The following is a 15895-nucleotide window of genomic DNA, read 5'->3' on the forward strand; positions in this document are numbered from 1 at the left end:
GCGCCCGCAAGCACATCGGAGCGGAGCCGGAGAATTGCGGTTGCATTCCGGGCTGAGCCGGTTAATTTAGAATAGTTCTAAACTTTTCCGGAGTTCCCATGATTCCCGGTGTCCTTGGACGGCGCAGGTTTTCAGACCTGACCGAGCAGGAAATTCTGGCCCTCGCCATCTCGTCCGAGGAGGACGATGCCCGTATCTACCGGTCCTATGCCGAGATGCTGCGCCCGGATTATCCCGACAGCGCCAGGATGTTCGATGGCATGGCCGCAGAAGAGGACGCGCACCGCAGGAGCCTGATCGCGCTTCACGAAGCCCGTTTCGGCAAGGTGATTCCCCTGGTCCGGCGCGAGCATGTGGCCGGTTTCTATGCTCGGCGGCCGGTTTGGCTGGTCGAGAACCTGGGCATCGAGCGTATCCGCGAGGAAGCCGCGGCGATGGAAAGCGACGCGGAGCGCTTTTACCTGCGGGCAGCGCAGAAGACGCGGGACAGCGCAACCCGCAAGCTTCTGGGTGATCTGGCCGCGGCCGAGGCGGGCCATCAGGACAGGGCCGGAGAGCTGGAGCAGGAAAATCTCGCCGGCACAGCGCGTGATAGCGAGGCGGAAACATCGAAGCGTCAGTTCGTGCTGACCTGGGTACAGCCCGGTCTTGCAGGGCTGATGGATGGATCGGTAAGCACATTGGCCCCGATATTCGCCACCGCATTCGCAACACAGGATACCTGGACGACGTTCCTGGTCGGATTGGCGGCATCGGTCGGCGCCGGCATTTCCATGGGCTTCACCGAGGCGGCGAGCGATGACGGAGAGATTTCCGGCCGTGGCAGTCCTTTCAAGCGCGGGCTGGCCAGCGGTATAATGACCACGGTGGGCGGACTCGGGCATGCCCTGCCCTACCTGATACCGGATTTCTGGACCGCGACGATGATTGCCATCGCGGTCGTGTTCGTTGAACTCTGGGCAATCGCCTGGATCCAGAATCGCTACATGGAAACGCCCTTTTTCCGTGCAGCCTTCCAGGTGGTCCTGGGCGGGGCGCTTGTTTTTGCGGCGGGTGTTTTGATCGGCAGCGGGTAGTCTCGCTGCGGGGCTTGCAATCGCGGTTGAGATTGACCCCGGAGGCCCGCATGCTATGACGCCTCCATGCTCGATATCTTCCTGCAAACATTGCCGTTCTTCCTGATAATCGGGCTCGGATACGGCGCTGCGGCGACTGGTTTCTTTACGGCCGAGGCCACAGCCTGGTTGACCAGGTTCGTGTTCTACTTCGCCCTTTCGGCGATGCTTTTTCGTTTCGCCGCCAATCTTTCCCTTGCCGAAGTCTTCGATCTGCGTTTCGTGCTGGCCTATCTCTGGGCAACCGCGGCCGTCTATGCGCTGGCGACAATGGTGTCGTTCCTGCGCGGGGCCAGTCTCGAGGAGGCAGCCGTGGAAGCCCAATGCGCGGTCATCGGCAATGTCGGCTTCCTTGGCGTGCCGATGCTGGTCCTGCTGATGGGCGAGGCAGCGATCGGGCCGGTGATGCTGGTGCTTGCGGTTGACCTGATCGTGTTCGGGTCCCTGATCGTGATCCTGATCACGGGTGCGCGGGACGGACGCATGTCGGTGCGTATCCTCGGGACCGTGGGTATGGGGCTCTTGCGCAACCCGATGATCGTGTCGATCGTGCTCGGGTTGGCGTGGTCGGGGCTGCGTTTGCCGATCCCCGGGCCGATGAATGATTTCCTGTCGCTTCTGGGGGGCGCGGCCACGCCCGGCGCGCTTTTTGCCATCGGGGCTTCGCTGGCGGGAAAATCGGCCGAGCGCCCCGTGATCGCGGGCTGGCTTGCGGTTTGCAAGCTGGTTCTGCATCCTTCTTTCGTGGCTCTTTCAGCGCTGATTCTGTTCCCGGTCGCGCCTTATCCGGCCGCGGTGATGATCGCTGCCGCGGCGCTGCCGGTTGCCGGGAATGTCTATATCCTCGCGCAGCATTACGGTGTCGCGCCGCAGCGGGTTTCGGCGTCGATTCTGATTTCAACGGTGGCGGCAGTCGTTACAGTGTCGCTTGTGATCGGCTGGGTGAACGAATTGTATTGAACTGTGCGCCGAGCGGTGCACGGGACCTTGGTGGGAAAAGGAAGAACGGATGGAAACAGTATCGGAAAACGCCTGTTTCGGCGGCGTTCAGGGCGTTTATCGCCACATGTCGGATGCAACGGGCTGTGAGATGACCTTCGGCCTTTTCCTCCCGCAGGAGGCGAAGGACGGACCGGTGCCGGTTCTCTGGTACCTGTCGGGTCTGACCTGCACCCATGAGAACGCGATGGTCAAGGCAGGTGCACAGGGCTGGGCGGCCGAGCAGGGGATCGCGCTGGTCTTTCCCGATACCAGCCCGCGCGGTGAGGGCGTGGCAGATGATGATGCGTTCGATCTGGGCAAGGGTGCGGGGTTCTACGTGAACGCGACGCAAGCACCATGGGCGCCGCATTTCCGGATGTGGGACTATATCGCCGAGGATCTGCCGAAGCTGGTCATGCGCAACTTCGCGGTGGACGAGGAGCGCCAGGCGATCACCGGGCATTCGATGGGCGGGCACGGCGCACTGACCCTCGCGATGACCCTCGCCGGCCGTTACCGGTCCGTCTCGGCCTTTGCGCCGATCTGCAACCCCGTCGAGAGCGACTGGGGCCGCAAGCAGTTCTCGGCCTATTTGGGGGATGAAGAAGCCGGCTGGGCCGCCCATGACGCCAGCCTCCTGATGCGCGACCGCGGCTTCGACGGTCCGGTCCTCGTTGATACCGGAACCAATGACCAGTTCCTGGACCTGTTGCGCAGCGAGGCCCTTTTTCACGCGGTCGCGGAGCGGCGGCAACCGGCCACGCTCAGGATGCAACCTGGCTATGATCACAGCTATTTCTTCATATCCAGCTTCATGGAGGATCACGTGACCTTCCATGCCGAGGCGCTTTATGCGGGGTAGATCATGAGCCATTTCGACCTGATCATCATCGGGTCCGGTCCGGCGGGCCGGTCCGCGGCCATTCAGGCGGGTAAGCTCAAGCGGCGGGTTCTGGTCATCGACCGCAAGGACCGTCTGGGTGGTGTTTCGGTGCATACCGGCACGATCCCGTCCAAGACCCTGAGAGAGACTGTGCTCAACCTCTCGGGCTGGCGCGAACGAAGCTTTTATGGACGTTCCTATCGCGTGAAGCAGGATATAGATGCCGACGACCTCAAGGTGCGTCTGCACAAGACGCTGGATTACGAGGTCGATGTCCTGGAACACCAGTTCAACCGAAACCATGTCGAAACGCTCAATGGCCTGGCGCGGTTCACTGGCCCGAACGAGATCGAGGTGGCGACAGAGGCCGGCGAGGTGACCCGGCTGACCGCAGACCGGTTCCTGATTTCCACCGGCACCCGCACCTACCGGCCCGATACCGTCCCGTTCAATGGCACCACCATCGTGGACAGTGACGAGTTCCTGGAGCTCGGGCAGATCCCGCGCAGCCTGATCGTTGTCGGGGCGGGCGTGATCGGGGTGGAATACGCCACGATGTTCTCGGCCCTCGATGTCCGCGTGACGCTGATCGAACCGCGTGACAGTTTCCTCGATTTCATCGACCGGACGGTTATTCAGGAATTCACCCACCAGATCCGCGAGAACGGGGTGGACCTTCGTCTTGGCGCCGCGATCGACAAGGTCGAGGATGCCGGGACGCATGTCGAGGTTTCGATGGCCAACGGCCGCCATGTGCGGGCCGAGATGCTCCTGTTCGCGGCCGGGCGGATGGGCGCCACGGGAACGCTGAACGTTGCGGCGGCAGGGCTGCAAACCGATCATCGCGGGCGGCTAGACGTGGATCGCAAGACCTACCAGACCGGCGTGCCCCATATCTACGCGGCCGGCGACGTGATCGGGCATCCTTCCCTGGCCTCGACTTCGATCCAGCAGGGGCGGGTGGCGGCCTGCCACGCGCTTGACACCCCGACCCTGCCGGAAAGCCCCTGGTTTCCCTACGGAATTTATTCGGTGCCCGAGATTTCCACCTGCGGCATGTCCGAAGAGGAGATGCAGGAGCGTGGAATTCCCTACGAGGTGGGCGTCGCGCGTTTCCGCGAAACCTCCCGCGGGCATATCATGGGGCTGGAACACGGAATGCTGAAAATGCTCTTCTCGCTCAAGACCCGCCGCGTGCTTGGCGTGCAGATCGTCGGCGAGGGCGCGACGGAGCTCATCCACATCGCGCAGGCGGTGCTCAATCTGAAGGGAACCGTGGACTACTTTGTACAGAACACCTTCAATTATCCTACGCTGGCCGAGGCTTACAAGATCGCCGGTCTCGACGCCTTCAACCGCATGCCCATCCCGGAGGAATACAAGGTGAGGCGCGATGAGGCAGACAAGTCCCCTGCGACATCTGCGCGTGCGAAGTGAAGCTCACATCCACGGTCGTACAATATGTGACATCGGCGACTCAGCACTTATATAAATTTTAGGAGTGGTTGCGCACGATCCTCGCACAATAGGTTGTCATTGTGCAGTATGATGATCAACGGGAGGCAGAAGATGAAATTGGACAAAGAACTGAAGGAACGTGTCAAGCAAGCGATTATCGACCGCTTCGATGAAGGTGTTGTTAAGGATGTACGGCTGGAGTCCATCGAAATCCTCGAGAACGAGGAGGAAATAAGGCTTGTATTCACCATAGAGACCGATGCAGACCCGGAATTGATCGGCAGGCGGTTCTTCGGCCTCACAGACAAGGTTCGAACTGCGTTGGGAGACGAATGGGACGATTACTTCCCGATCCTGCAGTCGGAAATCCGACATGGCGCCGCGGCCTGATCCGAAACTTGCCGACGGTTTTCTGAAAACCGCACGGCAATTGATACCGCGACGGCAGAAGCCGGATCAGGCGGGCCTGCGGCGCAGCATCAGCAGCAGCTACTATGCGATGTTCCATGCGCTGGCACGTTTGTGTGCTGACGGTCTGCTGGGGACGCAGCCGGCGAAGCGATCCAACAAGGCCTGGGTCGAGGTCTATCGCGGATTGGCGCACGGTGAGTGCCTCCAAGCGTGCCAGAGGGCCCACAAGGTTGCGTTCCCTCAGGAAATCAAGGACTTCACAGATTCCTTTCAGCAATTGCTCACAGATCGGGAACGCGCTGACTACGACCCGACCGCTCGTTTTTCGAAGGAAGACGCTCTGAAAACACTTGGCTTGGCGGAAGCGGCTGTCGCCGCGCTCCAAGGTGTGTCGATGCGCGACAGGCGTGCCTTTGCCGCTTGGGTCTTGATCACCAGCCCCGGCGCGCAGAAGGCACGAAAACAGGCTTAGGATGGGAATTCCACGAAATGGTGCAGTATCCTCTGTGATCTACGTCGATGCCGATGCTTGCCCGGTCAAGGCCGAGGTCGAGAAGGTTGGCACGCGACACGGGCATCGTATGTACATGGTCTCCAATGGCGGTCTGCGCCCATCGCGCAACCCGCTGGTGGAAACGGTGATCGTGCCAGAGGGGCCGGATGCAGCCGACCTGTGGATCGCGGAACGGGCCGGTTCGCGTGACGTGGTGGTGACCGGCGATATCCTCCTCGCGGCCAGGTGCGTGGAGGCCGGAGCGCAGGTTCTCAAGCACGATGGCGAGGCGTTGACGGCGGTGAATATCGGCAATGTGCTCGCCATGCGGGACCTGATGACGGATCTGCGCGCGGCCGATCCGTTCCGGCAGGGTGGCGGCCGCGGTTTTTCCCGGGCTGACCGGTCAAGGTTCCTGGATGCGCTGGAGCGCGCGGTTCGGCGTGCGGGATGAATGCCCGGGGCCCGGCCAGACGCCCATGGTGGACTATGCCGGAACGGAGGTGGGAATCACGCAATCGGTGCTGGCCGGGACTGTCCGGTTCCCGTGTCATGAAGACGTGAAAACGGACCTGATCTTCAATCTACGGGGTGGATCTGCCGGGCTTAACTCTCTGTCTTACGCTTCAAACCGGTGAGGGGCGCGAAAACCTGCGGGCCGACCCCCGCCTTCAGGTCGTCGGCGGCTCTGCGGGACCGATGACCGCCGCCTGAGAGAGATGGTGGCGGCCCCGCTACCGTGAACCGCATTCGTCCGACCGGGGCTTTACAAAACCGGGCCCGTGCCCTTTCCTGAGCGCGTGCCGTCACGGCTCTGCCTTACTCGATTTCAGGGGTCTTTCATGTCAACCGCTTCGGTCCAGCGATCCAATCTGGCCGGCGCGCTGTGCGCGGTGGTGGCGATGGTTTGCTTTTCCATCAACGATGTTGGCATCAAGTTCCTCAGTGATCGCTATGCCCTTCACCAGGTCATCCTGATGCGCTCGGTCATCGGAATCGCGGTCTTCGCGGCGGTGATCATGCCGCTCAGCGGCGGGCTGAGTGTTCTGCACACGCGACGGCCGGTGATGCACATTCTGCGCGGGTTCTGCGTCGTGATGGCAAACATGTGCCTGTTTCTCGGGCTTGCGGCGATGCCGATCGCGGATGCGGTGGCGATCTTCTTCGTGTCGCCGCTGGTCATCTCGGTCTTCTCGGTCGTTTTCCTCGGCGAAAAGGTGGGCCCGCGCCGATGGGCGGCCATCGCCGTGGGGTTCGTCGGTGTTCTGGTGATCGTCAAACCGGGAACTTCGGCGTTCCAGGCGGCTTCTCTCCTGCCCATGGTCGCCGCGGTTCTTTATGCGGCGTTGCACATGATGACGCGACGGATCGGGGGGACCGAAAGCGCCGCCACCATGGCCTTCTACATCCAGGTCACCTTCATCCTCGTCAGTATCGTTTTCGGCCTCGCCGTGGGAGGCGGGCAACTTGCGGGAACCGGTGATGCCTCGCTGGAGTTCCTGCTGCGGGCCTGGATCGTGCCCGAGCGCGGCGATCTGGCCCTGCTGACCGTCCTTGGGGTGTCCATCGCGTTCGGCGGCTTCTTCATCAGCCAGGCTTACCGAATCAGTGAGGCGGCCTTCGCGGCACCATTCGAATACGTGGCGATGCCAATGGCGATCTTCTGGGGTGTCACGGTGTTCGGGACATGGCCCGACCCGACCGCGTGGATTGGTATCGTGCTGATCATCGGATCGGGGCTTTACCTGCTCTGGCGCGAAACCCGCCCTGATACCGCGCCGGCGCTGGATGCGCCCAATTACCGGAGGTGAATGGATGCGATGACTATCGACGCGGTGGTTTTCGATATCGGGAACGTCCTGATCGAATGGAATCCCGAGCGGTATTATGACCGTGTCATCGGGCCGGAACGACGCCGCGCGCTGTTTTCGCAGGTGGATCTGCACGGCATGAACGAAGCGGTGGATCGTGGAGGGGATTTTCGTGAAACGATCCAGGCCACCGCCGACGGCCACCCGGCCTGGCGCGAAGAGATCATGTTGTGGCATGATGACTGGATCGAACTTGCAAGCCCCGAAATTCCGGGATCCGTCCGGTTGCTGCGGGCCCTCCGGGCGCGAGGTGTGCCCGTTTACGCGCTGACGAATTTCGGGGTGCGCAATTTCGAGTATGCGCAGGAAACCTATTCGTTCCTGACCGAGTTCGACCGGCTTTACGTTTCCGGGCGCCTCGGGATCACGAAGCCGGACCCGGCGATCTATGCGCGGCTGGAAGCCGATTGCGGGGCTGCACCGGGGCGGCTTCTGTTCGCCGATGATCGCGCTGACAACATCGCCGCAGCGAAGGCCCGGGGTTGGCAGGGGCACCTGTTTGACGGGCCGGACGGCTGGGCGCACACTCTGGTCCGGACAGGGTTGTTGACAAAGGAGGACGCCAAATGAGCGTGACCATCATTCCCTTCGAGGAGGGCGAGGCGAAACTCGATTGGCTGGACCTTTGCGCAGCGTTCGAAAAAGGGCACCGGATGCCCAAGGCCGAAATCGGCGATACCTTCCTCTATCGCGATCCCGATACCCTGCTGTCCCGGGCGGCGTGGATCGACGGCATGGGACTGGCCGTGAAATCGGCCACGATCTTTCCCGGCAATCCGGATCGCGGCACGCCGATGATCAATGGCGGGGTTTCCCTGTTTTCCGACAGCGACGGCACGCTGGAAGCGATTGTCGATTTCCATCTGGTGACCAAGTGGAAAACCGCCGGGGACAGCCTTTTCGCCGCCACGAAACTGGCCCGCAAGGACAGTGAGACCATTCTTATCGTGGGCGCTGGCACGGTTGGCCGGTCACTCTGGCAGGCGTATCGTACGGCCTTTCCGGATGCGCGTTTCCGGGTCTGGAACCGGACCCGCGCGAACGCCGAGGCGATGGCCGTGGAATGCCCGGGCCTGCGGGTGGCCGATGACCTGGAAACGGCGGTGCGGGAGGCGGATATCGTGACCTCGGCAACGATGTCGACCGAGCCGCTTCTCAAGGGCCGATGGCTTCAGCCCGGGCAGCATGTGGATCTGATCGGAGCCTTCCGCCCCGACATGCGCGAAGCCGATGACGAGGCGCTTGGCCGGGGGCGCATCTTCGTGGACAGCTATGACACGACACTCGGTCATATCGGCGAGTTGAAGATCCCGCTGGAGGCTGGCGCCATCCGGCGCGAGGATGTGCAGGCGGAATTTTATGAACCGGCGCGTTTCGGGCGCAAGACCGATCAGGAGATCACGCTTTTCAAGAATGGCGGCGGGGCGCATCTGGACCTGATGAGCAGCCGCTACATCCTCGATGCCTGGCATGGCAGTGCATGAAATGGTTACTTGCAGTCCTTGCGGCTGTGGCCGTGGTGCCCTTCCTGCGCGAATGGTGGCGGCCACGCATGGCGGGTGGCGCGCGTCAGTCTGCGCCGGGGCGTTTCGCCAATCTGTCACGGGGGTTGACACATTTCCGTTGGCTGGGGCCTGAGGATGGGCCGGTCGGGGTTTGTGTCCATGGCTTGACGACACCCGCTTTCGTGTGGACCCCGATAGCCGAGGGATTGGCGGCAAAGGGCTTCCGGGTTTTGGTCTACGATCTGTATGGCCGCGGCCATTCGGACCGGCCACGCGGCATGCAGGATGCGGATTTCTTTGTCGGTCAGCTTGAGGAGTTGCTTGCCTCGCAGGAGGTGACGGGGGAGTTCACACTCCTGGGTTATTCCATGGGAGGCGCGATTGCCGCCTCTTTCACCGCGCGGCATCCGGATCGCGTTCGTCAGCTGGTTCTGCTGGCGCCGGCGGGCATAGGCCATGATCTGGGGCCGGCGGCGCGGTTGATGGCGCAGCTTGGCATTTTCGGATCATGGCTGATGCATCTGGTCTATGCGCGGTCCTACAGGCGCGCGACCGATGCCGAGCGGACCCTGGAGAGCCGTGTCGAGGGGATCGTGGATCTTCAGCAGGCCGAGCTTCGTTACCGCGGTTTCATCCCCGCGGTCCTTGCGTCAATGCGCGGTATCCTTGACGAACCCATGGCCGACAGTCATCGCAAGGTTTGCGCTGCTGCCGTTCCGGTGCTTGCGGTCTGGGGGGGCGAGGACGACGTGATACCGATTGCGGGAAAGGCCACGCTGCGGGAATGGAATCCCGATGCACGGCATGCGGTCATCGAAGGCGCCGGGCACGCACTGGCCTATACACATCCCGACGAGGTGCTTTCGGCGCTCGAAGCGGAGTGACCCGGCACCGGGCCGTCAATCTCCGGATTTTTCCCGTGACATCGCCTCAAGCCGGGCGTCTATCGCGTTGAGCCGCGTGATCACGTCGTCGCGATAGGCGTCCGTGTTGGCGGCATCCTCTTCATGATGCGCGTCCTGCATTGAATTCACGATCAGGCCGACCAGCAGGTTCACGACCGCGAATGTCGTGATCATGATGAACGGAACGAAGAAGATCCACGCATACGGATATTCGTTCATCACCGGCCGAACGATCCCCATGGACCAGCTTTCGAGCGTCATGATCTGGAAAAGGGTATAGGCGGACCGGCCCAGAGTGCCGAACCATTCGGGAAAGGCTGCACCGAACAGCTTGGTGGCAATCACCGCGCCGATATAGAATATGAGCCCCATCAAAAGGAATACCGATCCCATGCCGGGCAGGGCAGTGATGAAACCTTCGACCACACGCCGCAGGCGCGGTGCCGCCGAAATGACCCGCAGAACACGCAATATGCGCAGCGCCCTAAGTGCCGAAAGCCCCTGGCCTGCGGGGGCCAGGGAAACCGCCACGATGACGAAATCGAAGACGTTCCAGCCATCGCGAAAAAATCGCCCGCCGCGGGCAAACATCTTGGCCGCGATCTCGGTCACGAAGATCGTCAGGCATAGGCGATCAAGGGCCAGTATGAGCCAACCGGCCTGCGCCATAAGGTCATCCGAGGTTTCCATCCCGAGGATGATCGCGTTGAAGATGATCACCCCGATGATCCCGTTACGGATTATGGACCTGTCAAGAAAAGCGTCGATTTTCCGGCGTAATGTCATCCTGTCCCCGCGCTGATTGGTTGCGGGATATATGAGTGTCTGCACCACGCTTGCAAGGTGATGCGGATTTTGTACTGATCGGGGGGCCGCCCGGCGATCCGCGGGGCGGCGGGAATCAGGCCGGTTGGGATAATGCAAATGAGCGAACAAACAATCACGCAGGAACAGGTCGAAGCATATCAGGCCGACGGTGCGGTCCTGATCAAGGGGCTGTTCGTCGATCACGTGGAGGCCCTGCGCGCCGGCATAGCGCGCAACATGGCTGATCCGGGCCCATATGCCGCGGAAAACCTGAAAGAGGGCGAGGCCGGACGCTTTTTCGATGATTACTGCAATTGGCAGCGCATCCCGGAATTCTCGGAGGTGATCAGGGACTCGGGTGTCGCTCAGGTGGCGGCGGACCTGATGCTGTCGGAGACGGCACAGCTTTTCCATGATCACGTTCTGGTCAAGGAACCCGGCACGGCCAAGCCCACCCCCTGGCATCAGGACGGGCCGTACTACTTTGTCGACGGCCGCCAGACGGTCAGCTTCTGGTGCCCGGTCGATCCGGTGAAGGAGGCAAGCCTGCGCTGCGTGGCGGGTTCTCACCGGTGGGACAAGCCGGTCCTGCCGACGCGGTGGTTGTCAGAAGACAGTTTCTATCCCGACCCGGACGCGTATCTTCCGGTTCCCGATCCGGATGCCGAAGGCATGAGGGTACTGGAATGGGAAATGGAGCCGGGCGATGCCGTTGCTTTCGATTTTGCCACTTTGCACGGTGCTCGCGGCAACGACGCGACAACACGGCGCCGGGCCTTTTCGCTCAGGTTCGTCGGTGATGACGCGCGTTTTGTCGAACGGCCCGGCCGCACGTCACCGCCTTTTCCCGGTCACGGAATGCGTCCGGGACAGAGATTGCGGGACGACTGGTTCCCGGTGCTGTGGCCGCGGCCCTGACCGGGATGCCGGTCGGTTTGCGCGGATCCGCGACCGAAAGGCGATGCCCCACGGCGCCGGAGGGCGCGCCGGCAACCGACCGGGGCCGGCGGGTGGCCTGAAAAGGGTGCGCTGGATTGCGCAACGGGCCCCGCCGGTGGCGCCTGCCGCTCAGCCTTCCGAGATCATCTCGGCCTGTTTCACGATCACTTCGGCCTGCTTGATACTGGCAATGTCCACCAGCCGGCCCCTGTAGACGGTCGCGCCTTCGCCATTGGCCTTGGCTTCTTCCATCGCTGCGAGGATCTCGCGCGCTTCGGTCACGGCATCCTCGGAGGGCGTGAAGATCTCGTTGGCAAGCGCGACCTGCTTGGGATGGATTGCCCATTTCCCCACCATTCCGAGGGTGGCCACCCGCCGGGCCTGGGCGCGAAAGCCTTCGTCATCCGAAAAATCGCCGAACGGACCATCGACAGGCAAAAGACCATGCGTCCGGCAGGCGGCAACGATCGCGGCCGTTGCCCAGTGCCAAGGGTCCGACCAGTGCCGCGCGCCATCCTGCAGCATGTAATAGTTCTCCTGCGTGCCGCCGATCCCGGTGGTGGCCATTCCCATCGAGGCGGCGAAATCCGCGGCTCCCAGGCTCATCGCCTGCAAGCGCGGGCTTGCGGCGGCGATCTCCTCGACATGGGAAATGCCGGCGGCAGACTCGATGATCACTTCGAAACTGATCGGTTTTCCGCGTCCTTTCGCGGCCTCGATAGAGGTCACGAGTGCATCAACCGCATAAATGTCGGCGGCGCATCCGACCTTCGGGATCATGATCTGATCGAGCCGGTCACCACCCTGTTCCAACAGGTCGACAACATCCCGGTACCAGAAGGGCGAATCAAGCCCGTTGATGCGCACCGAAAGCGTTTTCCTGCCCCAGTCGATTGTATTGATGGCGTCCACAGCGTTGCTGCGCGCCGCATCCTTGTCACCGGGCGACACCGAATCCTCCAGGTCGAGGTTGATGACATCGGCGGCACTGGCGGCCATCTTCTCGAAGAGCTTTGCGTTCGAAGCCGGGCCGAAAAGCTGGCAGCGGTTGGGCCGTGCGGGCGCTGGTGGTTGAATGCGGAAGCTCATGGTCAGGTCACCTTTCAAGTAATGAAATTTCGGATTTCCGATCTTGACGGCTATTAAATTGCGCTGGTTTCCGCAAGGTGATTTCGCACGCGCAGCATCCCGGCGCCGCTGCCGGCCCTGCCTGTCACGACAAGCCGTGATCGTCCGGAGATCCCGCAGGTGCGGCCATCCCTTTTTACAGACTGGGGGATAATCTTCGACCATTTTTCTATCTGGTGGGAGTTTGTTTCCGACAATGCTCTTTTCCTGAAAGATTAAGGGTGCCAATTGCGAGGCGAATCTCCAATTCTGCCCACCGGATTCAAACGCGGAGGATCGCGCGATGATTGAAACACCATACCTGCTTTTCCTTGGCGACGCGCCGGATATGCTTGCGGCGAAAGTTGCCATCGGGATTCGGGACTGGCGCCCTGAAAACGCCGTTGGACAGATACGCCTGCCGGGATGCGGTGCGGATCTGGGCCTGGCGGACATGACGCTTGCCCAAGCCCGCGAGGCCGGTGCCAAGACGCTGGTCATCGGGGTTGCCAACCGCGGTGGCGTGATCAGCCAGGTCTGGAAGGATGTGCTCATCGAAGCATTGATGATGGGGTACGATCTGGCTTCCGGCCTGCACAACCTGCTACGCGACGAGGGTGATCTCGTTGCCGCATCGCAAACCTACGGCGGAACCCTGCACGATGTCCGCGTGGCCACCGACGGGTACCCGATCGCCAATGGCAAGGCGCGCAGCGGCAAGCGGTGCCTCGCCGTCGGCACCGATTGTTCGGTCGGCAAGATGTACACCGCCATGTCGATGGATGCGGAAATGCGCAGGCGCGGGCTGAAATCGACATTCCGTGCGACCGGGCAGACAGGTATCCTGGTCACCGGCCACGGTGTCCCGCTTGATGCGGTCGTGGCCGATTTCATGGCCGGGTCCGTGGAATATCTCTCGCCTGACAATGACGATGACCACTGGGACATGATCGAAGGACAGGGAAGCCTGTTTCACGTGTCCTATTCCGGTGTGACCATGGCCCTTGTACACGGTGGTCAGCCCGATGCGCTGATCCTTTGCCACGAACCCACCCGCACGCACATGCGCGGGTTGCCGGACTATGCGCTGCCGACGCTGGAGCAACTGCGCGACACTGCGCTGCCCCTGGCACGCATTTCGAATCCCCGCTGCGAGGTTACCGGTATTTCGATCAATACCCAGCACATGGGCGAAGACGAGGCACGGGACTATTTGACCGATCTGGAGGAAAGAATGGGCCTGCCCGCGACCGATCCTTACCGTTTTGGCGCCGGCAAGCTCGTGGACCCGCTCCAGAGGATCTGAGGCTCCGTTTCCGGCGGGTTGCGCGCGGTGCGGTCGAGCATTCATCCGAGAAGAAGGACAAGGCGCATGCAGATATCGGTGACGCGGGACGTTTTCAGACTGGCGCAGGCCTTCACCATCTCGCGCGGGAGCCGGACCGAGGCGCAGGTTCTGACGGTGCAGGTCTCCGAGGGCGGTGTGACGGGGCGGGGCGAATGTGTGCCCTATGCCCGCTACGACGAGACGCTTGACAGCGTCACCGCGCAGATCTCGGACCTGCCGGCGGATCTGGACCGTGCGGCCCTCCATGGCCTTCTTGGCGCGGGTGCGGCGCGCAACGCGGTGGATTGCGCCCTTTGGGACATGGATGCCAAGAAGACGGGCAAACGCGTTTGGGAACTTGCCGGGTTGCCGGCTCCGGGTCCGGAGCTGACGGCCTATACCCTGTCTCTGGACAGCCCCGACAGGATGCGAGAGCAGGCCCGCCAGCATGCACATCGTCCACTGCTCAAGATCAAGCTGGGCACGCCGGACGATATGCCCCGGCTCGAAGCCGTGCGCGCAGGGGCACCCGAGGCGAGGATCATCGTGGATGCCAATGAGGGGTGGTCGCCGGAGGTCTATGCCGATCTTGCCCCGCATCTCCTGCGTCTTGGCGTGGCCCTGGTGGAGCAGCCGCTCCCCGCTGCGGCGGATGATGCGCTTCTGGGCATGGCGCGTCCGGTGCCTGTCTGTGCTGATGAAAGCTGCCATGACCGGGCGAGCCTGCCCGCCCTCGAGGGCAAGTACGACGTGGTCAACATCAAGCTGGACAAGACCGGTGGGCTGACCGAGGCGTTGGAGTTGAAAAGGGCGGCGCTGGCAGAGGGTTACGGGATCATGGTCGGCTGCATGGTGGGCAGTTCGCTTGCCATGGCACCGGCCACTCTGGTGGCGCAGGGCGCAATGGTCACGGATCTTGACGGCCCGCTTCTTCTGGCCGAAGACCGCCCGAACGCCTTGACATTCGATGCGGCCGGGGTGCATCCGCCGGAACCGTCCCTCTGGGGCTGAGCCGCGACAAGGAGACAAGACCATGAGAACCGTTTACGTGAATGGTGACTACATCCCGGAAACGGAGGCGACGGTGTCGATCTTCGATCGCGGGTTCCTGATGGCCGACGGGGTCTACGAGGTGACGAGTGTGCTGGGCGGCAAGCTGATCGATTTCGATGGGCACCTGGCGCGGCTGGAACGGTCTTTGACCGAGCTTGACATGCTCAAGCCCGCGGCGTTCGACGACCTTCTGGATATCCACCGCGAACTGGTGCGCGTGAATGAAATCGACGAAGGCATGGTCTACCTGCAGATCACCCGCGGATCGGACGGGGACCGCGATTTCGTCTTTCCCGACCCTGAAACAACCGAGCCGACGATCGTTCTTTTCACCCAATCCAAGCCGGGCCTTGCCAACAGCCCGGCAGCCAGAACAGGGCTGAAGGTGATCAGCATCCCGGATCAACGCTGGGGACGGCGCGACATCAAGACTGTGCAGCTTCTCTATCCTTCCATGGGCAAGATGATGGCCAAGGCGCAGGGCGCCGATGATGCCTGGATGATCGAGGACGGGCACGTCACCGAGGGGACATCGAACAATGCCTACATCGTGAGCGGCGGCCGGATCGTCACACGGCATCTGTCAAACGACATCCTGCATGGCATCACCCGTGCCGCCGTGCTGCGCTTCGCACGCGAAGCCCAGATGGACGTGGAGGAACGGGCCTTCACCCTGGATGAGGCGAAACAGGCCGACGAGGCTTTCGTCACCTCCGCCAGCACCTTCGTGACCCCGGTTGTCGAGATTGATGGCGCGCCCGTCGGGTCCGGCACACCTGGCCCGATCGCGGCGCGCCTGCGCGAAATCTATCTTGACGAGAGCCTGAAATCGGCGATCTGATCCGGGGGTTGTCGGATTTGATCGGAAACGATCCGCAGACGCGCGGCTGGCTCCGACCCGGCACAACTTGGACTAGGCGGCGTCTGCATTTAGGGGATTCCCAAATCGGTTCTCGTTTGATTCAAGATCAAAAACGGGAGGCGATCTTGAGCAGACGGACTTTGACAGACAGGCAGTGGGCGATCATCGAACCTTTGGT

The 15895-nt window shown here is 62.2% G+C and carries 17 protein-coding genes; 15 read left to right on the forward strand and 2 right to left on the reverse strand.

The annotated features are described in order from the left end of the window. Positions 1–98: 98 nt before the first annotated feature. The 11 genes from mbfA (at position 99) to DQW77_RS08615 (ending at position 9601) form a co-directional block, all read left to right on the forward strand. Positions 99–1076, forward strand: a complete 978-nt coding sequence (gene mbfA, locus DQW77_RS08565) for an iron exporter MbfA (RefSeq protein ID WP_113257788.1) — start codon at positions 99–101, stop codon at positions 1074–1076. Between the two features lie 66 nt (positions 1077–1142). Then, positions 1143–2075 (forward strand): AEC family transporter, encoded by a 933-nt coding sequence (locus DQW77_RS08570; protein ID WP_113257789.1) that lies wholly within the window; start codon positions 1143–1145, stop codon positions 2073–2075. Positions 2076–2124: 49 nt separating this feature from the next. After that, positions 2125–2958, forward strand: a complete 834-nt coding sequence (fghA, locus tag DQW77_RS08575; protein WP_113257790.1) for an S-formylglutathione hydrolase — start codon at positions 2125–2127, stop codon at positions 2956–2958. A gap of 3 nt (positions 2959–2961) precedes the next feature. Then, positions 2962–4416 (forward strand): Si-specific NAD(P)(+) transhydrogenase, encoded by a 1455-nt coding sequence (gene sthA / locus DQW77_RS08580; protein WP_113257791.1) that lies wholly within the window; start codon positions 2962–2964, stop codon positions 4414–4416. Between the two features lie 132 nt (positions 4417–4548). Then, on the forward strand, positions 4549–4827 hold the full coding sequence (locus tag DQW77_RS08585) for a hypothetical protein (RefSeq protein WP_147094948.1): 279 nt from the start codon (positions 4549–4551) through the stop codon (positions 4825–4827). After that, entirely contained in the window at positions 4811–5320 is a 510-nt protein-coding gene (locus DQW77_RS08590; protein WP_113257793.1) for a hypothetical protein, read from the forward strand. The genes DQW77_RS08585 and DQW77_RS08590 overlap by 17 nt, the downstream gene beginning before the upstream one ends. Position 5321: 1 nt before the next feature. Then, a complete protein-coding gene (locus DQW77_RS08595; protein WP_113257794.1) occupies positions 5322–5795 on the forward strand; it encodes a YaiI/YqxD family protein in 474 nt (157 codons plus the stop codon). A 388-nt stretch (positions 5796–6183) separates the two neighbouring features. Next, a complete protein-coding gene (locus DQW77_RS08600) occupies positions 6184–7152 on the forward strand; it encodes a DMT family transporter (protein WP_113257795.1) in 969 nt (322 codons plus the stop codon). 9 nt (positions 7153–7161) lie between these two features. After that, positions 7162–7782 (forward strand): HAD family phosphatase, encoded by a 621-nt coding sequence (locus DQW77_RS08605; protein ID WP_113257819.1) that lies wholly within the window; start codon positions 7162–7164, stop codon positions 7780–7782. Further along, positions 7779–8696: an ornithine cyclodeaminase family protein gene (locus DQW77_RS08610; protein WP_113257796.1), complete on the forward strand. Its 918-nt coding sequence runs from the start codon at positions 7779–7781 to the stop codon at positions 8694–8696. Before DQW77_RS08605 ends, DQW77_RS08610 begins: the two co-directional genes overlap by 4 nt. Further along, positions 8693–9601, forward strand: a complete 909-nt coding sequence (locus DQW77_RS08615; RefSeq protein WP_113257797.1) for an alpha/beta fold hydrolase — start codon at positions 8693–8695, stop codon at positions 9599–9601. Before DQW77_RS08610 ends, DQW77_RS08615 begins: the two co-directional genes overlap by 4 nt. Before the next feature lie 15 nt (positions 9602–9616). On the opposite strand, the gene DQW77_RS08620 is transcribed toward DQW77_RS08615, so the two are convergent. Continuing rightward, a complete protein-coding gene (locus DQW77_RS08620) occupies positions 9617–10408 on the reverse strand; it encodes an ion transporter (protein ID WP_113257820.1) in 792 nt (263 codons plus the stop codon). A 138-nt stretch (positions 10409–10546) separates the two neighbouring features. Here DQW77_RS08620 and DQW77_RS08625 point away from each other — a divergent pair, with 138 nt between their 5' ends. Then, the gene (locus DQW77_RS08625; RefSeq protein ID WP_113257798.1) at positions 10547–11347 is read left to right on the forward strand and encodes a phytanoyl-CoA dioxygenase family protein; all 801 of its coding nucleotides are present in this window, start codon (positions 10547–10549) and stop codon (positions 11345–11347) included. Positions 11348–11497: 150 nt separating this feature from the next. Here DQW77_RS08625 and DQW77_RS08630 read toward each other — a convergent pair whose 3' ends face one another. Further along, entirely contained in the window at positions 11498–12457 is a 960-nt protein-coding gene (locus DQW77_RS08630) for an L-malyl-CoA/beta-methylmalyl-CoA lyase (RefSeq protein ID WP_113257799.1), read from the reverse strand. Positions 12458–12779: 322 nt separating this feature from the next. Here DQW77_RS08630 and dgcN point away from each other — a divergent pair, with 322 nt between their 5' ends. The 3 genes from dgcN (at position 12780) to DQW77_RS08645 (ending at position 15696) form a co-directional block, all read left to right on the forward strand. Next, positions 12780–13781: an N-acetyltransferase DgcN gene (gene dgcN / locus DQW77_RS08635; protein ID WP_113257800.1), complete on the forward strand. Its 1002-nt coding sequence runs from the start codon at positions 12780–12782 to the stop codon at positions 13779–13781. A 66-nt stretch (positions 13782–13847) separates the two neighbouring features. Continuing rightward, positions 13848–14813, forward strand: coding sequence for an N-acetyl-D-Glu racemase DgcA (gene dgcA / locus DQW77_RS08640; RefSeq protein ID WP_113257801.1), 966 nt, complete (start codon positions 13848–13850; stop codon positions 14811–14813). Positions 14814–14835: 22 nt separating this feature from the next. Next, a complete protein-coding gene (locus DQW77_RS08645; protein ID WP_113257802.1) occupies positions 14836–15696 on the forward strand; it encodes a D-amino-acid transaminase in 861 nt (286 codons plus the stop codon). The last annotated feature ends 199 nt before the right edge of the window (positions 15697–15895 follow it).

The organism is Roseovarius sp. TE539, assembly GCF_003298505.1.
GTDB lineage: Bacteria > Pseudomonadota > Alphaproteobacteria > Rhodobacterales > Rhodobacteraceae > Roseovarius.